The sequence below is a fragment of the Leadbettera azotonutricia ZAS-9 genome (genome assembly GCF_000214355.1).
Taxonomy (GTDB): Bacteria; Spirochaetota; Spirochaetia; order Treponematales; family Breznakiellaceae; genus Leadbettera; species Leadbettera azotonutricia.
On the sequence record NC_015577.1, the window covers coordinates 1444592 to 1464451 of the forward strand.

Below are 19860 nucleotides of genomic sequence, written 5' to 3' on the forward strand. Positions count from 1 at the left end.
TCCTACAATCCCAGAACTTTCGGATGTTCTTTGAAGTAGCAGACGATCATATGGAGAATGACCAGGTGTATGTCTTCGATCTGCTCATAGGTTTTAAGCCGGGCTACCATGCATGCATCGGCCAGGGCTTTTATCTTGCCGCCGTCAAATCCTGAAAGGGCGATGATCTTCCCTTTTCTTGTTTTGGCATACTCGCAGGCTTTGACAATGTCCGGCGAATTTCCCGAGGCGCTGATGACAATAAGGATGTCCCCTTCGTTCATCAGGTTGGTCAGCTGGAAGCTGAAGATTTCGTCAAAGGCGATGTCGTTTCCCAGGGCGGTTATCTTTTCCACATTGTCGCAGACTGAGATGATCCTGAAGCGCCGCTTGCCCGACTTAAAGTCAACGGCGTTCTTGCCGAAGTCGCATACAAAGTGATTGGCGGAGCCGGCGCTGCCGCCGTTGCCGGCGATGAATATCTGCCCATCCTTTTTGTAGATATCCGCGATGAGGGCTATGATCTTTTCAAATTGATCAGCTTCAAAATTCTTCATCGCCTCCATCACGCCGTTGCTGTAATTGTCCAGAAATGTTTTCATGCTTTTCCCCTATTTAAAGTTTTTTCCTGCAGCGAGCAGTTTTGCGGCCAGGGCCGGGACTGTGTCGCCGTGGTTTCCCTGCACATAATAGCCTTCGCCGCCGTCCGCCACGGTCCGTGCCATGATGGTCTTCCAGGGCCGGAAGTAGTAGCGCGCATCGGTCTTGGGTGGCGCCTCGTTGATGTCCAGCCCTTCCAGGGCGTGGAGGTCAAAGACGGCGGTGGTAAAGTGGTTTATGGACCGCCCTTCCTGGCGCGCCACATTGCGGGCCATTGCCAGGGCTTTAAGGTATACCTCGGGGCCGATGACGGCGGAACCGAAGTTGAGGAAGACCCCGTTCTCAAGGTTCTCCACGGTCTTTGCGTAAATGAGAAAATCCGTATAGCTTGCCTTGCCTATGGCAGCTCCGTCGCAGTTGGGGTGCTCATGGACTATGTCGCAGCCCACCCCCACATGAACCGTAACCGGCACCTGCATGCGGTAGCCCCCCGCGCAGAGGCTGTGCTGCCGGTAGGGGAATTTGTTTTCTTCTATGTACTTTCCTATAGCCTCGCCAAAACCAAGGCCCTCGGCAGCGCCCTGGTTGACCGCCTCATTGTGGTGGGCGTCCTCGGTCCAGAGCCCGAACTGGCCTTCGCTGATATAGCGGGCAACGCTTTCCGTGGTGGCTCCGATTTCGGCAAATTCGAAATCGTGGATCGATCCTGCCCCGTTCAGGGCAAAATGGGTGATTAAGCCCTTTTCCATGAGCCGCAGGAGGTAAGGCGCAGTCCCTGCCCGGATCACATGGGCGCCCATCATCATCAGCACAGCCGCCCCTTTTTCCCGGGCCGCGATGATCCTGTCCGACAGAAGGTCGATGGTGGGGTGCCTAAAGCCAATCTTGTGGGTATCGGGATCGAGGATAGCGGAGAGATCCAGGTCGTGGACCCGCTGCGACAGGGGGAGCATCCTGAGCCGGGACCGGTCGAACTGTTCAAAGGGCATGGGCCGCCCCTTCGTTTTTTTCGAAAAGATAGGCTATCAGCTTTTCGGTTTCTGTAAAGTCGGGGATGATGATGTCGGCCCCGGAAGACGTAAGCCTGTTCCGCTTCCACTGGTCCACGCCGGTACGCTGCACCTCGTCGGTGGCGACCCCGCAGGCAAAGCCCCCGACGCTCTTGATGTTTTCGATTTCCACGTAGCCGTCGCCGAACCCAATCAGCTCCTTTCCGCTGAGCTGGTGTTCCTTGATGATGCGATCGATGACCATCTTTTTTGAAAAGGACTTGTAATCATCCTGGGCGCCGTAGACCCCGGCAAAATAGGGAGTAACCCCCAGGAGCGAAGCTTCCTGCTTGACATAGACCTCGTCAGTGCCACTGGCAAGATACAGGGTAAGCCCCCGCTTTTTAAGGGCTTCAAGGAAGGCAAAACTGCCGGGTACCACATGGTTGATTGCGGCGCCGGGATCCTTCTCAAGTTCCGCAATGCGGCCCGCAATCCGCAATCCCAGGCGGCGGTGGTATTCAGCCTTGTATGCCAGGGGCTCCAGCGCTTTCCCCCCAAGCTTGGCAATACGCTCCGAAAGCTCCATGCACTGGTAAATGGTCTGCTTCCCCGTAAGGACGTAGACAAAATCCCGCACCTCTTCGGCTATGTCCTCCCGTGAACGCTTCGCCGCTCCAGGGCATGCGGCCATTTCATCGGTGAAATAGGGGATCATAATCTGCTGCCAGCCTTCGCGGATAAGGCTGATGGTCCCGTCAAAATCAAAAATCGCAAAACGAAAGCTGCCCCTGGCAGCCTCCGGGTTCACTACTTCAATCATAAACGGCATAGTAGCACGGACAGGGGATTTATAACAATAACTATTGACACTTTGCAGGATCGCTCAATATACTGTTGTATAGAGATAATAATTCTTATGGAGGAATTTATGAAGAAACTGATCGCAGTATTTTTTGTCCTCGCGGCTGTTACGGGCATGCTTTTTGCCAATGGCGGCTCCCAGTCCAAAAAGCCCTTGATCGGGGTCGTTACCCCCGCTGCCGACCACGGCTTTACCGGTGAATCGATCCGGCACGGCGAAGCGGAAACCAAGCTCCTTGCCGAAAAGAACGGCTGGGATTACCGCTACCTCACTGCCAACGAGTCCGGCGAGCAGAACAATGCCGTTGATACCCTCATCGGCCTTAAGCCCGCGGTAATCATCCTCTGGCCCGTCAACGGGGATGAACTCCGCAGCGCAGCCCAGAAGATCGTTGACGCCAAGATCCCCCTCATCATCTATGACCGCTTTATCACCGGCTTTAAAGGCCAGGCCGCGGACATCTCCGGCGACAATGTCACCATCGGCGAGCAGATGGGAAGGTACTTCAACAAGTATTTCGCCTCCCAGGCTGGAGCCGGAACAATCAACTATCTGGAGTTCCTGGGCGACAGCTCTACAGTTCCCAAGGAAAGGGCCGACGGCTTTAAATCCACAGCCAACAAAAACTTCACCATTGTGCAGTCCTTTGTGACCGACTGGAGTTCCCAGAAAGCCCAGGAGCAGCTTGAAACATTCCTGAACACCGCTTCGCGGGATCAGGTTGAATCCCTTCAGGCTATCTATACCGATGACGATGAAGAAGTCATCGGCATTGTGAACGCCATCAAGAATTACCGGGGCCCCGCAAAGCTCAACATCAAGCTGATCAGCGGCGTTGGCGGCAGGCGGGAAAATATGCCCCTCTTTGAAACTTCCGGCCTCCAGGGCGTGGACTTCCTGACCTACTGGTTCTCCCCTTCCTTTATCCGGGATGCCATCGATCTGGGCGCCGACATTATCCAGGGCAAGACTCCTCCCAAGGATGTCAAAATCGGTACCAAAGAAATTGACAAGTCCAATTACAAGGCCCACATTGACAGTGCAGAGTATAAGACTCGTTACAGCCTCTAAACGTATTCGCATCTAGGTTTGTAATTAAAAAGCTGCCTGAACGGAATGTCATAAATTTCCTCAGGCAGCTTTTTGCATAATAGCTCATTAGCGCGGGGTGTTTGAATGATCCTGGAAATGAAAAGCATTTCAAAATCCTTCGGGCCCGTAAATGCCCTTAAAGATGTTTCCTTTACGGTAACTCCCGGTGAAATCCACGGTTTGTTGGGGGAGAACGGCGCAGGCAAGACCACGCTGATGAATATCCTTGCCGGAACCTTTTCCCAGGATGAAGGGCAAATCGTGATCGACGGGAACGCCGTCCATGCCATGACGCCCCGCAAATCAAATGAGATGAAGATACGGTTCATCCACCAGGAACTCTCCCTCTGCAACGATCTCCGGGTCTATCAGAATATGTTCCTTGGCGCTGAATATGCCAGGGCCGGATTCATCAACAAAAAAGATGAAATCAAACGGGCGCAGGAAGTGCTTGATTATATGAATACCGGGATTGATGCGACCCTTCCGGTGGCTGCCCTTGAAACGGCAAAGAAGCAGCTTATCGAAATTGCCCATGCCCTGCTTTTCAAGTCTGAGCTTATCATCATGGATGAGCCTACCACGGCGCTGAATTCCCACGAAATAGAGAACCTCTTTGTCATCATGAACCAGCTGAAAAAGGAGGGTGTAAGCTTTATCTACATCTCCCACAAGATGCCCGAGGTCTTTCAGATTTGCGATAAATACACGGTTCTCCGGGACGGCGCTTTTATCCAGTCCGGGAACATTAAAGATATCGATGAGCACCAGGCGACCGAGCTCCTTATCGGAAAGACCTTTGTCGCCACAAACCTGAAAGAAGGCCAGGCTTCCCAGGTACATGACGAAATGGTGCTCAAGGCGGATAGAATTTCAGGCGGTACTTTCGAGGATATTTCCTTTGAACTGCACCGGGGCGAGGTGATTGTGATCACCGGACTCCAGGGTTCAGGCACTGACGAGCTTGCTACCGCGCTCTTCGGGGCAAGCCCCATAAAGAGCGGGATTGTCTCGACAGCCCGGGGGAAGCTTGAAACCAAATCGATAAAGAAAGTCATGCAGAGCGGGATCGCCATGGTGCCGAGGAACCGGAAAGAACGGGGCATAATACCCCATCTGAGCATCAGGCAGAATAACTCCCTGGCATACTTTGTGGCAAAGCACAAAAAACTTTTCGTTTCCCAAAAGGAAGAGCACCAGCGCTATATGGCAAACAAGGACAAGATGGATATAAGGGCAGGGAGCGATTTGGATCCTGTCACATCCCTTTCTGGGGGCAACCAGCAGAAACTTATTTTGAGCAAATGGCTGGAAATCGGGGCCGATGTCTACATCATGGATAACCCGACCCAGGGTATTGATGTGGGCTCCAAATACGCGATCTACAAACTGGTCAACAACATGGCAAAGGACGGCAAAGCAGTTCTGATGTTCAGCACCGAATTTCCCGAAATCCTTCAGGTGGCGGATCGCTGCATTGTTATGTATAAAGGCAAAATCAATATAGTCCTTGAGAGACAGGATATTTCAGAAGTCAATATCATGGCTCATTCAACAGGCGCCACCACGGAGAAGCAAAAATGAGAATAGCACTTTTTGGACAAAAGAACGCGAAACAAACATGGCAGTATATCACCACGGAAAACAGCCACTGGCTCAGTTTTATTGTCCTGGTGATTGTAGCGGTTGTGGTAAACCCTTCGTTCCTGTCATGGAACAACCTGAGCAATCAGTTCATTCAGGGTTCTATAGTCGGCATCTGCGCCATGGGCATGAGCCTGATCATTTCCGCGGGGATGATAGACCTTACTGTTGGTTCCGCAGTGGCCTTCCTTTCCGGTATGGGTGTTTCCGTATTGAACAGGACAGGAAGCATTGCCCTCTGCCTCCTTTTCTGCCTCGGCGCCGGGTTTCTTATCGGGCTTATTAATGGCGTGCTGGTTACCAAGGGCCGCATAGCGCCTTTCATCGTAACCCTTGCGTCCATGTCGGCATGGCGTTCGGTGATCAACCAGCTCGGCCAGGGCGGCCCCTTTACGGTGAATCTCGATATCTACGAATCTTTTCGCCTGGTTTCTGCGGGCCGCATCCTTGGGGTGCCCACCCTGATGATCTTCTTCATCGTGATTACCATCATAACCAGCATTATCATGACAAAGACTAAATTCGGAACCTATGTATATGCCATTGGTTCCAATGAACTTGCGGCCCGGCTTTCGGGTATTTCTGTTGATCGCATAAAGGCGACTATCTTTATCTACGCGGGGACCCTCTACGGCCTGGCCGGCTTCCTTCTGGCAAGCCGCCTTTCTGCCATACAGGCTGCCAGCGCCGGCATGGCCTATGAAATGGATGCAATCGCCGCAGTGGCAATCGGTGGCACTTCCATGTCCGGGGGCAGGGGCAAAATAATCGGGACCTTCCTCGGTGTATTGATGCTCCGCATCATCAGCACTGTGCTGATCATGGCCCGGGTGCCGCCATTCCTCAACGGCCTTGTGCAGGGGATCATCATCATCATCGCGGTTTTGGCGCAGAACAGAAAGAAGTAGCGCCATGAGCAGCATTAAGGTTGGCATCGCCGGCGCCGGGAGCATGGCCCCCTACCATTACGACGGCTTTACCCGTGCAGGGGCGGAAGTTATCGCCGTGGCTGATATGGACATCAGCAGGGCCGAGGCTTTTGGGAAGGGACGGGGCATAAAGCGTTTTTACAAGGATCTTTCTTCGATGCTTGCCGGTTCCCCGGAGCTGGATGCTGTCTCGGTGATTACGCCGAACAAGTTTCACAAGGCTCTGGTTGTCGAAGCCCTGGAGAATGGCAGGCATGTATACTGCGAAAAGCCTCCGGCCCTGAATGCTGCCGAAGCGCAGGCTATGCTGGATGCTGCAAAAAAATCGGGCAAAACCCTGATGTTCAATTTCAACAACAGGGCCCGCCCCGAGTCCGGGGCAATGAAGCGGTATATCGATGAGGGCAGGGTTGGGAAGATCAATTCGGCCCAGGCATTCTGGATAAGGCGGACAGGGGTTCCCAGGTTCGGCGGCTGGTTCACCACCAAGGCCCTTTCCGGAGGCGGCGCGCTTATCGATCTGCCCCATATGCTGGATCTGGCCCTCCACTTTATGGACTTTCCCGAACCGGATTATCTCCTGGGAACTACTTATAACGACTTTATGAATAACAGAGCCTTTAAAGGTCAATTTGGCATCCCCGGCCCTACAGAGAGCACCGGCGATGTGGAGACTTCCTGCCATGCCATGGTTACTTTCAAGACCGGGCAGTCCCTTATGATCCGCAGTTCCTGGGCCGAAATGGTCGAGAGAGAAATGGTTTCCGTCACCTTCCAGGGGCAAAAGGCAGGGGGCAAGGTGGAGCGCCTTTTCGGCATCGACGGCCGGGATGAAACCAGTATTGATAGCTGCCGACTCTTTGCAGAGGAATACGGCAATCAGGTTGACCTGGTGATAAAAACCGAAAAAGATGAATCCATGGGCCGCATCGGAAATGCCATGAATTTTATTGATGCCCTGGCGGGCAGGGCCAAGCCTCTGAATACCCCGGAGCAGGCCCTTATCCTGATGAAGATCATCGACGCTCTGTATGAGAGCGCATCAACAGGAAAACCTGTCAAAATAGCCTAAGTGCAATCCTGCGCCCGGAGCCTAAAGCCTCTTCGCAATGGCGTCCACGAATTCCCAGGAGTCCAGGGCCTTTGCCGGGGCAGGCTCTGCAAGGCGGGCCAGGTCGCCTGTCATTTCCCCGTCTTCAATTGACCTGAGTGTTGCTTCTTCGAGTTTTTTCGCGAAGCCGCCGAGAGCCGGGGTGTTATCCAGTTCGGCCCGTTTTGCCAAAGCCCCTGTCCATGCGAAGATCAGGGCCACAGGGTTGGTGCTGGTTTTTTCGCCTTTCTGCCAGCGGTAGTAATGCTGCTGTACCGTGCCGTGGGCGGCCTCGTATTCCACAGCCCCCGAGGGGGAAACGAGGACACTGGTCATCATGGCAAGGCTGCCCGAAGCGCTGGCTATCATGTCGCTCATCACGTCGCCGTCATAATTCTTGCATGCCCAGAGAAAGCCCCCTTCGCCCTTGACCACCCGTGCCACTGCATCATCGATAAGGGTGTAAAAGTACGTTACCCCCGCAGCATCGCACTTGGCTTTAAATTCTTTTTCATAAATCCCGTTGAAGAGTTCTTTGAAACGTCCGTCATAGGTTTTGGAGATAGTATCTTTAGTGGCAAACCAGACCGGAAGCTTTTGATCAATGGCATACAGGAAGCAGGCCCTGGCAAAACTCCTGATGGATTCATCCATGTTGTGCATGCCCTGCACTACGCCGGGTCCTTTCATGTCCATGACAGTAACACGCTTTTCGGCGCTTCCGTCATCAGGGGTATAGACCAGCTCTACCTTGCCGGCGCTGGGTATGTACATCTCAGCGTTTTTATACACATCCCCATACGCATGGCGGCCGATGACGATGGGCTTCTTCCAGACAGAAACCGAAGGCTTCACGCATGAAACCGCAATGGGCTTGCGGAACACAGTGCCGTCCAAAATGGAACGTATGGTAGCATTTGGGCTGGGGTGCAGGCTCTTAAGGCTATATTCCTTTTGCCTTGCCGCATTGCTTGTGATGGTGGCGCACTTCACTCCAACACCCAGCCGCTGTATGGCCCTGGCAGATTCGGCAGTTACTGCGTCATTGGTGGCATCCCGGTTCTCAAGCCCCAAATCATAATATTCAGTTTTAAGATCGACAAAAGGAAAGAGGAGCTTTTCCTTAACCAAAGCCCAAAGCACCCTGGTCATCTCGTCCCCATCAATTTCCACAATGGGGTTTTTCATTAAAATCTTTTCCATAATTGACATACTATAGCAGGAAATCCGATTTGACAGCAAGGGAACATGCCTCGGCCCTTTAGGGCGAGTTTGTTGATTCTTTGCGGTTTAGGATCAAGGTGTTCAGCGTCTGTTCGATTGAGCCTGGGAGCCTGATGGTTTTTAGCCTGGATTTTTCGCCCGCCGTGAGAGTCACATCCTTTTTGGCAAGGCCCAGGCTTTTGGCGAGGAAACTTCGGAGTTCCTCATTGGCTTTGCCGTCTTCAGGAGCAGCGGCGATTTTTACCTTGAGGCGGCCTTCCTTGACTTCCCCCAGTTGGGATTTGGACGAGCTCGGGACTGCCTTGATAGAAAGGTAGAGCCATTCGCCCTCGGCACGGTATGGATTATTCATATTTTGCGTTCTTCTTTTTGTCCGGTTTATATGCGGGGAGCCATACAGGGGCGCCGATTTCCCATTCCCAGGAATAGGGGGCTTCGCCTGTGCTTAAAGGCTTCATGCTGAGGTTGGCAATCGAGGCCGCCCTGAAGGATATCCCCGGTGCGCTTGGCAGTTCCCTGGACAGGGCCCTATCGACAGCAGCCGCTTCCGGGGTAATGAGCGCGGCGCAAAGGCAAAGGGTATTGAAACCGTATATGACTTTTTTATTCACTGGAGGCAGCTTTTCTGCACCTTCGAAAGGTTTTGAGAAACCAAGCTTTATGCCGAAAAACCTGAAAGCATCGATTCCTGGGCTTTGGGCAAGGGCTGTCCCGGTACTGTAAAATTTGCCATCCCTTTCGTTTTGGATGCTCAGCCCCCGCAGCTTATGGGCTGCGTCCTTAAGCTCTTCCCGCGTAAAAGGCCCGGATACCTGGGCCAGGGGTATGGCGCCGGGGAAGGACCATGCGCCGGGGAGGCCCGACGCAAAGAGGCTGCGGCAGTACGCGCGAAGGGCTTTGCTGCAGTCCCTGTGGGGGATGAGGATGAGGAAACGAAGCATAGACTTCTGCGGAGTGGTCAAAATTCCTTTTCCATGCTATAATTATAAATAAAAACAAAGGAAAAGCAATGAAATTTAAGACTAAGCAGCTGGCTGACCGGCTGGTATCGATTATTTCCGAATGGCCTGGGGTGGAATGCATTTCCCTCAACGAGGCCGCTCTGCCCGATACGCTGGACCCCTATTTTGCGCTTATTTTGGATATTTACTGCAGCGGCCCCATACCGTCTATAGAAAAACGCACCAAACTATTTGGCGATGATGTGGCTGCCTTTGAGACATCCAGTGTGGGCTCCGCTGGTGCCCAGGGGGAGGACGCCGCCAGGGAGGGCAAGGATCGTTTCCTTGTTGGGGATCTTCCGGTGAGGCTGGAATATAAATCCGTCAAATTGATAGAGGAATTGGTTTCCATTGCGGACAGCCGCCTTGAATTTCTCTGGCTCGTTAAGGATTCGGGCACTTATGGTTTTTACCGCCTCCTCAACGGGGATCTGCTTTTTTCCCGCAATGACTGGATACAGTCCCTGCGCAAAAGGCTTGGTTCTATGGGCGATGAATTCTGGCTGCGCATGAGGAATGCCCATGAATCCAAGATGGAGCATTTCTTAAGTGATCTCGGGGCAGCGGTTTTTCAGGGGGATGATTTTTACTACCTTATCTCTGCCGCAGGTTTTATCAAGTCTGCTTGCCTGACCTTGTTCTGCATTAACCGCCGTTTTGAGCCTTCCCACAGGGCTTATTACAAGCAAGTACTAGAACTGCCTGAGCTGCCGGAATCTTTTGGAGCTCAGCTTGAGAACTTTTTACGGCCCGATTCTGAAACGACTATGGATAGAACGTTTGCCCTGGCAAAGATCATAGCCCGGGGGATTGTGGCGTTGTGAAGCCTTTTCTGGCATTGGCAGGGGCTTTCGTCCTGCTTGCCTCCTGTTCCTATAAAGAAGCGGCGGTTTTCCCTTTTGCGTCCGACGGGGACGTTGCAATCTATGGGCTTTCCAAAAATGCTGCCCAGGGCTTCCTTGCCCTTTCAGGGGATGGCAAGCTCGAATATGTCTTTGACGGCCCCTTGAAAATCCCCGATGACGCTTCCATTGAAATTGATTATTCCTTTAGCCCGTCACAATCAGATGATGCTACGCCTGGGCAGATAGTCCTCAGCCTGGGGGAAAATTCCTGGGAATTGCCCTGGAGTTTTTCATTCCTCGGGTTTGCGGAAAGTCCTGACGAACTGCGTTATGTGATCCCTGTTCCCCCTTTGAGCCTTGACAGATTAAGCATAGCTTTTATTCCTGCCGAAAAAAGCGAAAACAAAAACGCTCCCCGGCTTCGGATACATGCCATGGCCCTTGCAAGGCGCTGGTTCGGGTATTCCCGGGAAGATGCCCTTGCACCTGTGGCCGCAAGCCCTTTTGTTTATATGAAAAACGCTTCCCTTTATATCGATCCCCCTCAAGCCTTCCGCATCAAGGGCAAAGCCGAACTGCTCATTGATGGCCCCGGCGAGTTTCCCGGGGGGCTTAAAATAGAAGGAGGGAACGAGGGTCCGGGGTATTTCAGGATGGAAGCGTCCAATCCGGCAGTGAAATTTACTGTTCCTGATGTTTTTATCGGCTCAGGATCTTTTCCCCTTATGATTGACAGTATTACTGCCGGCAGTGACATTAAAAGTGTTAAATTGCTTCCCGCTCCGCAAAGGCCTTTTCCCGAGCCTATCCCCGCTGATCCTGGTTTGATCCTTGCCTGGCCTAAAGAAGCCTTCAGAGATCCCCGTTTGGAAGTCTTCCGCTGGGAAGGGTTTCCCCAGGTGCTGATTTTTGATATGGCTGATTATGATGTGCAGGATCGCTTTCTTAAGCGGCTGGCTTTTTTTGTGGAAAAAGCAGGGTTCAGAGGCCGCCTGGCAAAGGATGAAGAAATCGCTAACCTTCATGGCTGGAATGCCCATGATTACCGTGCCTCTGCATTGGCCGGTTTTTTTGAAGCTGCCAGAAAAACTGATTTTCCCCTCCTTAAAGAAGAAAAAGAACTTGAATCAATTTTATTGGCTGCAGGAATACTGCGAAAAAGCAGCAATGGCGCTATCGAAGAAGGGGAGGGCGCCATAGTTTCCGTTTCCCAGGAATCGAAAGGTTACCTTCGCACTCTTTTTATGGTTCATGAAAGTTTTCACGGCCTTTATTTTATAGACAGCGATTTCCGTAATTACTCACGGCAGCGCTGGGAGGCTCTTCCTCAAGTGCCTAAGCGTTTTATTCTTTCTTATTTTGGGTATCAGGCTTATGACACAAGGGATACGGATCTGGTAATAAATGAATTTATGGCCCATATACTGCAGCAGCCCGTATCCCAGGCTGCTAAATATTTTGGGGAATCCCTGGCTGGCCGTATTAACGAATCCGAATGGCGTAGGTCTGTGCTGCCTGCCAAAGACGAGGCAAGCGGGACATGGCCTGAATTAGCGGAAGCCTTTACCCAAGAAGCCCAGGCGTTTTCGTCTTATGTGAATCGCCGTTTCGGCCTTGCAGCAGGCAGGGTAAGAAAAGTTTCGATACGGTTCGACTAAATATCAATTTTGAAATTGACACGCTTTCTGTTGGGATCGATATAGGTATTGATCCCCGCATTGAAGAGCCTTTCGGCTTCGAGGGTAGTGGGTGGCCCATGGCCCGGAAGGACTGTATAATCCCCGGGGAGGGAAAGGATCTTGTGCCTCAGGGCAGTTATCTGGTTGGCGGCAGCATAGGTACTGGCAGTGCGGCCTACAAGCCCTGCGCTTAAGGCATCGCCTGTAAACAAGAGATGTTCAATGCTAAATACCGCCGAATCAGCGGAATGTCCGGGGACTGAAATGACCTCGATATTGAAGCCCCCTATTTCTATTTTATCCCCATCACGAACCAGGATAGTCTGTTGGTCCCGTATCAGGGGGTTTACGCTGTAAATATCCACATCGTAAATACGCTTCAAAGTCCTTAAGCCATGCACATGGTTCAGGTGATCATGGGTGATAAGGACCCCTTTAAGGGTATATTCATTGTCTTCTATGTACTTGAGTATGGTTTCGTTCATGCTGCCGGGATCAACAATGATTGCTTCTTTTGTTTTGTCATTGTCTTCGGTTCCCAGCACATAGGCATTGGAAAAACCAAAAGTGCAGTAATGGAAATAGAGCTTCAATCCATTTCCTCCATTTCAAAAACAGCTTCCGCAGAATTGGAAGCCTTGAAAGAAACCTCTTCCTGTTTGGCATTGATAAAATTGGTGCGCTTGAGATTGCAATTTTTAAAATCTGTTTTAAGGATGCTGGAACCTATGAAGCGGCTGTTGTAGAGGTTCGTGCCGTTAAAGGTGGAATCTGTAATGGTTGTGCCGCCGTAATTGATGTGCACCAGTTCCGAACCTTCAAAATTGCATTCCTGAATGCTGGCCCCGGCAAAGGAAAGGAATTGAAAATCGCCCTTGGAAAAGTCGCAGGCTATGAGGGTAGAAAAATCGAAAAAACTCATGCGCATCATTGCGCCGGTAAAGAGGCACATGGAGAAAATAGCCCCTGTGAAATTGCAGCCATAAAATTGCCTCTGGGAAAAATCCACGCTGTCAAAATGCAGACCCTGGGCATTGAGATCCTTGATAGCCTTCCGTTCGGCTATGTACTCCGCGATACGGCGGGTCTCGGCTTCGGGATCAGCCGAATGGATTGCGCAGAGTGCCGACCCTGAAATAGCCGGCCTTCCGCAGCCTGCCGCACAGGAGGTTATGGTAAACATAATTAAAGCATAGCACATTTTTCTTATATTGAGTAGGGAGGGTTTTTGATAGTATGATAAACCATGTGCTGGTACTGCGGATCGCCGATTAAAGACGCTGAACCCCTGGGCCGTTCCCTGCTCTGTCCTGAATGCGGGAAGGATCTGCGTTCATGCAGGAACTGCCGCCATTATCTTCCCGGGGTAAGCAGGGATTGCAATGAATCCCAGGCGGATGTCCCTTCAGACAGGGACAGAGCCAATTTTTGCGACTGGTTCAGCCTGAACCCCAAATTCCGCGAAGCCTCAGCAGGGCAAAAAGCCCAGGCAGCAGGGGGCAAGTTGGCTGCCAAATCTGCTTTTGAAGATCTTTTCAAATAATATGGATAATCCAAATTGAAGGCCCTGGTTGTCCGGGGTTCCCGGAATTTATTTACCCTCAGGACCGATGAGGGCGAAACGGAGTGCAGGATTAAAGGGAAGATATTAAAAGCGGTCGAAGGATATTACAATCCCCTGGCCCCCGGCGACATTGTCGAGGTTGAGGAGGGGCAAATCATTGGCCTTGAGAAGCGGCGCAACGGTTTTGCCCGGTTCAACCAGAAGGGGCAGTCGCCCCAGCTTCTGGCAGCCAATGTGGACATTGTCCTCTGTGTCACTACCCCTGTGTCGCCCCCCTTCAGGCCCCGCTTCCTTGACCGCATATTGCTCCAGGCCGATTACGCGGGCATCCCGGCGGCTCTTGTGATCAACAAATACGACCTGGCCGATGAAGATCCTGATACCGAGGAAAGGCTTGAAGATTTTATACGCATAGGCATTCCGGTCTTCCGTGTTTCAGCCCGTACCGGAATGGGGCTTGAAGAATTCAGGGATTTTATAAAGGGGAAATTTTCAGTCCTCGTAGGCCAGTCCGGTGTGGGGAAGTCGAGCCTCGTTAAAACCCTGATCCCCGATTTGGAAATAAGGACCGGCGCCCTGAATGAAAAGTACAACCGGGGAAACCACACTACCACCCAGCCTGTTCTGCTGGATGTCCCCGGCCTCGCCGGCGCCCGCATCATCGACACTCCGGGCATACGCCGTTTTGCCCCCGAGCGCATTCCCCCTGAAGATGTTATACTTTATATGAAGGAGTTCGCCCCTCTGGCAGGGAAGTGCAGCTATGGCCTTTCCTGTTCCCATGAGACAGAGCCGGGCTGCAAAATTATGGAGGCTGTCCATGCAGGGGTGATCCACGAGGACAGGTATGAAAGCTTTCTCCGCATCAAAGACGAGATGGCAGGAGTGGAAGCGTACCCGGATTATGATTGAACAAAGATGAACGAAAAAACAGTAAAACTGCTGGAATTTGACGCCATACGCGGCAGGGTTGCGGTCTGCGCGCTAAGCGAAGAAGCTTCGAATTGCATTCTCGCTGATGTCCCAAAACTTGACGAGGAAGAAACTCAGACGCTCAAGGGCCTGGTCTCGGCTGCCCTGGACAGGATCAACGAAATTGACAGCGAAAAGCGCGACAGTATTCCTGATATTTCCGGCATTATCCCCAAGCTCAATGTGGAAGGCACTATTCTTGAAATTGACGAAGCCTATGCCCTGGGCCTCTTTATCGAGAGGGGGGAAGCTCTAAAAGCCTGGTTGGGAAAAACCGGGGCAGAAACGCCATTAACACCATTACTGTTAGATTTGCCTGACTGCGTTTCTGTATCGACAGAAATATTCAGAATCCTCGATAAAGAGGGGAAGCTCAGGGACTTGAGCGAATTCAGGGACATCAGGCGGAGAATACAGGCCCTGGCAAAGGATCTTGAAACCGCTGGGATGAAGTACACAGGCAATGATGAAACCCGCCGCATGCTCCAATCGGGCGTGCCTTCACAGCGGGATGGCCGTATGGTGCTTGCGGTTAAGGCAAATTACAGAGGGCGCATCAAAGGCATTGTCCACGAGGTTTCTTCTACGGGTCAAACCCTTTTTGTGGAGCCCGAAGAAGTAGTAGAAAAAAACAACGAGCTCCTTATTGAAAACCGCAGGCTGGATGCGGAAATACGCCGTGTCCTTCGGGAGATGACAGGCCGCATCTTAGCCTCCCATACCCAGATCGCAAAATTCCACGAAGGCATAGTGCATTTGGAAACCCTTCGGGCCCGGGCCCGTTATGGTTTTGAGACCCGGGGGAAATTTGCAGCCCTGGATCGTGACGGGGCTCTGATCCTGAAAAAAGCCAGGCATCCCTTGTTGGGCGCCAAAGCGGTTCCCCTGGATTTTGCCATGAACGGAAACACCAGGACCGTGATTGTTACCGGCCCCAACACGGGGGGCAAGACCGTAGCCCTTAAAACCGCAGGCCTCCTTGCTCTGATGAACCAGTTCGGCCTTCCCCTGCCCATAGACGAAGGCAGCTGTCTTCCCATATTCGACGGAGTCTATGCCGACATAGGGGACGAACAATCCATTAGCCAATCCCTTTCCACCTTTTCCTCCCACATGACCAATATTGCAAGTATCTGCTCCAGAGCAGGGGAAAGATCCCTGGTGCTCCTGGACGAGCTTGGTTCAGGCACAGACCCCGAGGAGGGGAGCGCCATTGCCATGGCTATTCTGGATCACCTTATCGAAAAGCGCTCCAGGCTCATTGCCACCACCCATCACGGCATACTTAAAAATTACGGCTATACCCGGAAAGGGGTGCAAAACGCCTCCATGGAATTTGACGGCAAAACCCTTTCCCCCACCTTCAGAATCGTTATGGGCATACCCGGTGAAAGCAGGGCAGTGGATATAGCAGCCAGGAACGGCCTCGGCGCCGATATAGTCGCCAAGGCCCGCACGTACCTTGCCGAAGAACAGGCTGATATAAGCGTTTTGATTAACGGCCTCCGCGAAAAGCACCGGGAGTTGGACGCAGCAACCGAAGCAGGAAAAGCCGAAGAGCAGAGGCTCCGGGAAGAACGCCGCAAGGCGGATCTCAAGGAACTGAGACTCAGGCAAAAAGAATTGCACTTAAAAACAGAAGGCGCAGGCAGCCTCCGTCATTTACTTGGAGAAAGTCGCAAGCAGCTTGAAAATCTTGTGCGGGAAATAAAAGAAGGGGAAATCACCCGGGATAAGACCCTCAAAGTGAAAGAATTCCTCTCCGATCTTGAAGCTTCGGTAAAAGCTGAAAATGTCGATCTTGAAAAAGAAGAAAGTGATCTCGCCGAGGAACGCCGCCGCCTGGAAGATGAAGCCGACCCGGCAGGATCAGGGAGCGGTGGATATTCCGGTAACCCGCAGCTCATCCTCGAACCCGGCGCCTGGGTCAAGGCAGGGAGCAGGGGCGGCAGGGGGCGCATTATCAGGACAGACAAAAAAGGCTTCTGGATAGTGGAGCTTGGGGCGCTTAAGATGAGCTTCGCCGAAAAAGATCTTGTCCCCATTCCGCCGCCGAAAGATGAGATAAAGCCTCTTATTTCTGCAGCGGACCTTGCGCCTTCCTCCCCTGTTCAAATGGAAATCAACTTGCGGGGCATGCGGCTCGATGAAGCCCTTGAAGCCTTGCGGCAGCAAGTTGACGCCGCAGTCCTTTCGGGGCTCCATGAATTCTCCGTGGTCCATGGGAAGGGCGACGGCATACTCCAGAAGGGTGTCCACGATTATCTCCGCAGGGAAAAGTCTGTGGCGGATTATTATTTCTCCAGGCCCGAGATGGGAGGCTTTGGAAGGACTGAGGTAATATTGAAATAGGGGGATATATGGCAAAGATTGCGTTTATCGGGGCAGGCAGTATAGTATTCTGCAAAACCCTGCTCAATGATTTAATGGCAACTCCGGTACTCAAGGGATCTCAGTTTTCCCTTATGGGGCCTACTCTTTGGAAGCTTGAAAAAATGAAGATTTATGCGGATCAGATAATTTCCAAAAACCATCTGGACGCTTATATAAGCTGCACTACTGACAGGCGCGAAGCCCTTAAGGATGCCGACTATGTGATCCTCATGTTCCAGATAGGCGGCAATGACGCTTTCCGTTTTGATTATGAAATCCCCCTCAAATACGGGGTAGATCAGTGCATTGGCGATTCCATGGGGCCAGGCGGAGTATTCCGTTGTTTGCGTACTGCGCCGGTGCTCATTGGTATTGGAAATGATATTGCCGAGCTTTGTCCCGGCGCAGTAGTTCTCAATTATGTGAACCCTATGGGCGCAGTCTGCACTACAGCTGCGCGTGCCGCGTCCATGACTATGGTGGGCCTCTGCCACGGGGTGCAGACTACGCTGGACCTTGTTGCAGGATATACCAATGTCAAGAAGGCAGAGATCGATTATCTCTGCGCCGGGATCAACCACATGGCCTGGTTCCTCAAACTGGAAAAAGACGGAAAGGATCTCTATCCTTTGCTCAAGGCCAATATGGAAAAACCTGAGTACTATAAAAACGAAAAGGTGCGGGGGGAGGTGATGCGCCAGTGCGGATATTTCATGACCGAGTCCACAGGCCACTTAAGCGAATACCTCCCCTGGTTCCGCAAAAGCAGGGAATGTCTTGATCGCTATTGCGATGAGCCTGCATTTGGAGGCGAAAGCGGTGCTTCTTATCATTTTGGAATAATGATAGCAGAGAAGTTCCGCAATACCGATGTGCTTGCCATAGAGAGCGGCGAGCTTGAGCCCCGCAGCAAAGAGTATTGCTCCTATATTATCGAAGCCATTGAAACAGGCATTCCCTTCAGGTTCAACGGCAATGTGCCCAACCGGGGGCATATCACTAATCTTCCTGCAAACGCAACAGTGGAGGTTCCTGTCTATGCAGACCGTGAAGGGCTCCATCCATTTGTTGTAGGGGATCTTCCCCCGCATCTTGCCGCAATGAACATGAGCAACCTTTCGGTGCAGGGCCTTGCAGCCGACGCCGCTATAAAGGGCGATCCTGAATTGGCTTTCTGGGCAATCGCCATGGATCCCCTCACTTCAGCAGTGCTGGATCTTAAAAGGATACGGGACATGGTACATGAAATGTTCGAAGCCGAAACCAAATGGCTGCCCCAGTTTAAGGGCAAGGGTCTCAGGAAAACTGAGCATATCGATGTTCCGAAGGGTACTGTGGGTGTTCCGGTGCCTGTTGATCCGGCCCTGGCTATCAACAGCAGGTTCGGCAAATTGGGCAGCGCAGAAATATAATTCTTTCAATATAGGAGAAAAATGATGAAGAACCACATTGATTTTAAGGATTTCCTTCAGATTGCCATTATCGTGAAGGATATCGAAAAGGCTGCCAAGGTCTGGGCGGACATACTTCATGTTCCGGTACCGGAAATCCGCATTGACAAACCAAGTGAAAATCCTGATTTAACCTATCGGGGTAAAAAGGCTTTTTATGGATTAAAGTTGGCAGTGATTATGTCTAAAGAACGAGGCATTATGATCGAACTCCACGAACCTCTGGAGGGAGAAAGTACCTTTAAGGAATTCCAGAACAAGCATGGGAATGGAGTGCATCATTTAGGCTTTGTGGTAGGGCCAGACCGGCGGGACGCAGTGGTTGGGGAATTTGAAGAGATGGGCTACCCCATCCGTACCTTGGGCTATTATCCTGGCGGAAGCTGGACCATTATCGACGCAGAAGATGATCTTGGGGTTAATCTCAATATCAAACCCTTTGCCTAAACGAATGCGGCCGGCAAAGCAATGATCTTACCAGTCCACCAGTATCCAGTCGTCGGGGGCATTCTTGACGGTGGAACGGCGGACCACCAGTTTCGGTTCAAGTTCAATCGCAGTTCCCTCAGAACTGATTTCTTTTTCCCCTTCAATTTGGGCCAGGAGCAGTTCTGCTGCGTTTTTCCCCATGCGGTACTTTTGAACATGGATGGTAGAGAGGGATGGCTCCAGGACACTGGAAATGAATACATCGTCGTAGCCAATTATTTTGACATCTTCGGGGATGCGTTTGCCAGCCTCGGAAAGAGCCTTCATTGCCCCCACAGACATCTGATCATTTGCGACAAAAACCCCATCCAAATCCGGCATTTTGCGGAGCAGATCCTTCATGGCGAGATAGCCGCTTTTATGGGTATAGTCGCCCCTGGCTATCATACTGTTATCATCTACCTCGAAGCCATGATTTTTCATGACTTTTTTGTACCCATTCACCCTGTCTTGGACTATGGTGACAAAAAACGGGCCCGTGATATGGCCGATTCTGCGACAGCCGGTTTCTATCAGGTGATTTACCGCCATTTTGGCGCCGGTTTCTGAATCCGCAAAGACTGAGTCAATGCCGTATTTGCTTATGTTTTTTTCTATGCACACAAAACCGGTGCTCCTCCTGAAAGAGGGGAGGCTCATGATATCCCGGATTATGCCTGCTTCTATTTCTTCTGGTACTGTGGAAGCGAAAACAATTCCGTCCATGCGATCCCTGATAAGACCGTCAATACTTTCCTGAAATTTCTTAATACCTCCAAGGCTGTCGTGGCTCCCTTCGTTGTCCATAATATTAAGCCGGTAGCCCCTGGTATTGAGAACGTCGTACATACCCTTGAGGACGTAGGGATAAAAAAGGCCGCAGAGGTCAGCGGTGATGATCCCAATGGTTTTGGTATGCTTTATTTTCATTTTTTGGGCTATGGGATTGGCAGTATATTTTAGTTCCTGTACCGCCGCATTTACCCGTCTTGCCAAGTCGTCACTGACAAACTTGTTTTTGTTTATTACATTGGAGACTGTGGAGATTGATACCCCTGCCCGTTTTGCTACATCATGAATGGTGATCATAGAATT

General features: G+C 51.7%; 20 protein-coding genes. 11 read left to right on the forward strand and 9 right to left on the reverse strand.

The annotated features are described in order from the left end of the window. Nucleotides 1–2: 2 nt before the first annotated feature. From TREAZ_RS06200 to TREAZ_RS06210, 3 genes are read right to left on the reverse strand one after another with little or no spacing between them, the layout of a single operon-like run. Entirely contained in the window at nucleotides 3–581 is a 579-nt protein-coding gene (locus tag TREAZ_RS06200; RefSeq protein WP_015710969.1) for a D-sedoheptulose-7-phosphate isomerase, read from the reverse strand. A gap of 9 nt (nucleotides 582–590) precedes the next feature. Continuing rightward, nucleotides 591–1568: a GSU2086 family protein gene (locus TREAZ_RS06205; protein ID WP_015710970.1), complete on the reverse strand. Its 978-nt coding sequence runs from the start codon at nucleotides 1566–1568 to the stop codon at nucleotides 591–593. Next, nucleotides 1558–2391, reverse strand: a complete 834-nt coding sequence (locus TREAZ_RS06210) for an HAD family hydrolase (protein WP_015710971.1) — start codon at nucleotides 2389–2391, stop codon at nucleotides 1558–1560. Before TREAZ_RS06210 ends, TREAZ_RS06205 begins: the two co-directional genes overlap by 11 nt. Nucleotides 2392–2499: 108 nt before the next feature. On the opposite strand from TREAZ_RS06210, the gene TREAZ_RS06215 reads away from it, so the two are divergent. The 4 genes from TREAZ_RS06215 to TREAZ_RS06230 all read left to right on the forward strand — a co-directional run bounded on the left by TREAZ_RS06215 (nucleotide 2500) and on the right by TREAZ_RS06230 (nucleotide 7170). Continuing rightward, complete coding sequence (locus TREAZ_RS06215; protein ID WP_043922945.1) at nucleotides 2500–3504, forward strand: sugar ABC transporter substrate-binding protein; 1005 nt, start codon at nucleotides 2500–2502, stop codon at nucleotides 3502–3504. Nucleotides 3505–3609: 105 nt separating this feature from the next. Beyond that, on the forward strand, nucleotides 3610–5109 hold the full coding sequence (locus tag TREAZ_RS06220; protein ID WP_015710973.1) for a sugar ABC transporter ATP-binding protein: 1500 nt from the start codon (nucleotides 3610–3612) through the stop codon (nucleotides 5107–5109). Next, nucleotides 5106–6077: an ABC transporter permease gene (locus TREAZ_RS06225; RefSeq protein ID WP_015710974.1), complete on the forward strand. Its 972-nt coding sequence runs from the start codon at nucleotides 5106–5108 to the stop codon at nucleotides 6075–6077. Before TREAZ_RS06220 ends, TREAZ_RS06225 begins: the two co-directional genes overlap by 4 nt. A 4-nt stretch (nucleotides 6078–6081) precedes the next feature. Next, nucleotides 6082–7170, forward strand: a complete 1089-nt coding sequence (locus TREAZ_RS06230; protein WP_015710975.1) for a Gfo/Idh/MocA family protein — start codon at nucleotides 6082–6084, stop codon at nucleotides 7168–7170. A gap of 21 nt (nucleotides 7171–7191) precedes the next feature. On the opposite strand, the gene TREAZ_RS06235 is transcribed toward TREAZ_RS06230, so the two are convergent. Genes TREAZ_RS06235 through TREAZ_RS06245 form a run of 3 tightly spaced genes read right to left on the reverse strand, consistent with a single transcriptional unit; the run spans nucleotide 7192 to nucleotide 9374 of the window. After that, a complete protein-coding gene (locus tag TREAZ_RS06235; protein WP_043923340.1) occupies nucleotides 7192–8391 on the reverse strand; it encodes an NADP-dependent isocitrate dehydrogenase in 1200 nt (399 codons plus the stop codon). A gap of 58 nt (nucleotides 8392–8449) precedes the next feature. Next, nucleotides 8450–8764 carry a DUF167 domain-containing protein gene (locus TREAZ_RS06240; RefSeq protein ID WP_015710977.1) on the reverse strand — a complete coding sequence of 105 codons (315 nt, stop codon included), beginning with the start codon at nucleotides 8762–8764 and terminating at the stop codon, nucleotides 8450–8452. Beyond that, on the reverse strand, nucleotides 8757–9374 hold the full coding sequence (locus TREAZ_RS06245; RefSeq protein ID WP_148257726.1) for a hypothetical protein: 618 nt from the start codon (nucleotides 9372–9374) through the stop codon (nucleotides 8757–8759). Before TREAZ_RS06245 ends, TREAZ_RS06240 begins: the two co-directional genes overlap by 8 nt. A 47-nt stretch (nucleotides 9375–9421) precedes the next feature. On the opposite strand from TREAZ_RS06245, the gene TREAZ_RS06250 reads away from it, so the two are divergent. Then, complete coding sequence (locus tag TREAZ_RS06250) at nucleotides 9422–10237, forward strand: hypothetical protein (RefSeq protein ID WP_015710979.1); 816 nt, start codon at nucleotides 9422–9424, stop codon at nucleotides 10235–10237. Beyond that, on the forward strand, nucleotides 10234–11916 hold the full coding sequence (locus TREAZ_RS06255) for a hypothetical protein (RefSeq protein ID WP_015710980.1): 1683 nt from the start codon (nucleotides 10234–10236) through the stop codon (nucleotides 11914–11916). The genes TREAZ_RS06250 and TREAZ_RS06255 overlap by 4 nt, the downstream gene beginning before the upstream one ends. On the opposite strand, the gene TREAZ_RS06260 is transcribed toward TREAZ_RS06255, so the two are convergent. Both TREAZ_RS06260 and TREAZ_RS06265 read right to left on the reverse strand, forming a co-directional pair. Then, the gene (locus TREAZ_RS06260) at nucleotides 11913–12530 is read right to left on the reverse strand and encodes an MBL fold metallo-hydrolase (RefSeq protein WP_015710981.1); all 618 of its coding nucleotides are present in this window, start codon (nucleotides 12528–12530) and stop codon (nucleotides 11913–11915) included. The two genes, TREAZ_RS06255 and TREAZ_RS06260, sit on opposite strands and share 4 nt — an antisense overlap. Continuing rightward, complete coding sequence (locus TREAZ_RS06265) at nucleotides 12527–13120, reverse strand: pentapeptide repeat-containing protein (RefSeq protein WP_015710982.1); 594 nt, start codon at nucleotides 13118–13120, stop codon at nucleotides 12527–12529. Before TREAZ_RS06265 ends, TREAZ_RS06260 begins: the two co-directional genes overlap by 4 nt. Nucleotides 13121–13183: 63 nt before the next feature. Between TREAZ_RS06265 and TREAZ_RS06270 the strand changes: the two genes are divergently transcribed. From TREAZ_RS06270 to TREAZ_RS06290, 5 genes are read left to right on the forward strand one after another with little or no spacing between them, the layout of a single operon-like run. Further along, nucleotides 13184–13480: a hypothetical protein gene (locus tag TREAZ_RS06270; protein ID WP_015710983.1), complete on the forward strand. Its 297-nt coding sequence runs from the start codon at nucleotides 13184–13186 to the stop codon at nucleotides 13478–13480. A gap of 15 nt (nucleotides 13481–13495) precedes the next feature. Next, entirely contained in the window at nucleotides 13496–14413 is a 918-nt protein-coding gene (rsgA, locus tag TREAZ_RS06275; RefSeq protein ID WP_015710984.1) for a ribosome small subunit-dependent GTPase A, read from the forward strand. 6 nt (nucleotides 14414–14419) lie between these two features. Further along, nucleotides 14420–16825, forward strand: a complete 2406-nt coding sequence (locus TREAZ_RS06280; protein WP_015710985.1) for an endonuclease MutS2 — start codon at nucleotides 14420–14422, stop codon at nucleotides 16823–16825. 8 nt (nucleotides 16826–16833) lie between these two features. Further along, the gene (gene melA, locus TREAZ_RS06285; protein ID WP_015710986.1) at nucleotides 16834–18258 is read left to right on the forward strand and encodes an alpha-galactosidase; all 1425 of its coding nucleotides are present in this window, start codon (nucleotides 16834–16836) and stop codon (nucleotides 18256–18258) included. A gap of 21 nt (nucleotides 18259–18279) precedes the next feature. Continuing rightward, nucleotides 18280–18744: a VOC family protein gene (locus TREAZ_RS06290; RefSeq protein ID WP_083820253.1), complete on the forward strand. Its 465-nt coding sequence runs from the start codon at nucleotides 18280–18282 to the stop codon at nucleotides 18742–18744. A 27-nt stretch (nucleotides 18745–18771) separates the two neighbouring features. On the opposite strand, the gene TREAZ_RS06295 is transcribed toward TREAZ_RS06290, so the two are convergent. After that, the gene (locus TREAZ_RS06295; RefSeq protein WP_015710988.1) at nucleotides 18772–19854 is read right to left on the reverse strand and encodes a LacI family DNA-binding transcriptional regulator; all 1083 of its coding nucleotides are present in this window, start codon (nucleotides 19852–19854) and stop codon (nucleotides 18772–18774) included. Nucleotides 19855–19860 lie beyond the last annotated feature (6 nt).

Excerpts from the sequence above, each read along its gene's own strand:
- TREAZ_RS06200 (WP_015710969.1), bottom strand. The coding sequence starts at position 581 with ATGAAAACATTTCTGGACAATTACAGCAACGGCGTGATGGAGGCGATG.
- TREAZ_RS06205 (WP_015710970.1), bottom strand. The coding sequence starts at position 1,568 with ATGCCCTTTGAACAGTTCGACCGGTCCCGGCTCAGGATGCTCCCCCTG.
- TREAZ_RS06210 (WP_015710971.1), bottom strand. The coding sequence starts at position 2,391 with ATGATTGAAGTAGTGAACCCGGAGGCTGCCAGGGGCAGCTTTCGTTTT.
- TREAZ_RS06215 (WP_043922945.1), top strand. The coding sequence starts at position 2,500 with ATGAAGAAACTGATCGCAGTATTTTTTGTCCTCGCGGCTGTTACGGGC.
- TREAZ_RS06220 (WP_015710973.1), top strand. The coding sequence starts at position 3,610 with ATGATCCTGGAAATGAAAAGCATTTCAAAATCCTTCGGGCCCGTAAAT.
- TREAZ_RS06225 (WP_015710974.1), top strand. The coding sequence starts at position 5,106 with ATGAGAATAGCACTTTTTGGACAAAAGAACGCGAAACAAACATGGCAG.
- TREAZ_RS06230 (WP_015710975.1), top strand. The coding sequence starts at position 6,082 with ATGAGCAGCATTAAGGTTGGCATCGCCGGCGCCGGGAGCATGGCCCCC.
- TREAZ_RS06235 (WP_043923340.1), bottom strand. The coding sequence starts at position 8,391 with ATGGAAAAGATTTTAATGAAAAACCCCATTGTGGAAATTGATGGGGAC.
- TREAZ_RS06240 (WP_015710977.1), bottom strand. The coding sequence starts at position 8,764 with ATGAATAATCCATACCGTGCCGAGGGCGAATGGCTCTACCTTTCTATC.
- TREAZ_RS06250 (WP_015710979.1), top strand. The coding sequence starts at position 9,422 with ATGAAATTTAAGACTAAGCAGCTGGCTGACCGGCTGGTATCGATTATT.
- TREAZ_RS06265 (WP_015710982.1), bottom strand. The coding sequence starts at position 13,120 with ATGTTTACCATAACCTCCTGTGCGGCAGGCTGCGGAAGGCCGGCTATT.
- TREAZ_RS06270 (WP_015710983.1), top strand. The coding sequence starts at position 13,184 with ATGTGCTGGTACTGCGGATCGCCGATTAAAGACGCTGAACCCCTGGGC.
- TREAZ_RS06280 (WP_015710985.1), top strand. The coding sequence starts at position 14,420 with ATGAACGAAAAAACAGTAAAACTGCTGGAATTTGACGCCATACGCGGC.
- melA (WP_015710986.1), top strand. The coding sequence starts at position 16,834 with ATGGCAAAGATTGCGTTTATCGGGGCAGGCAGTATAGTATTCTGCAAA.
- TREAZ_RS06290 (WP_083820253.1), top strand. The coding sequence starts at position 18,280 with ATGATGAAGAACCACATTGATTTTAAGGATTTCCTTCAGATTGCCATT.
- TREAZ_RS06295 (WP_015710988.1), bottom strand. The coding sequence starts at position 19,854 with ATGATCACCATTCATGATGTAGCAAAACGGGCAGGGGTATCAATCTCC.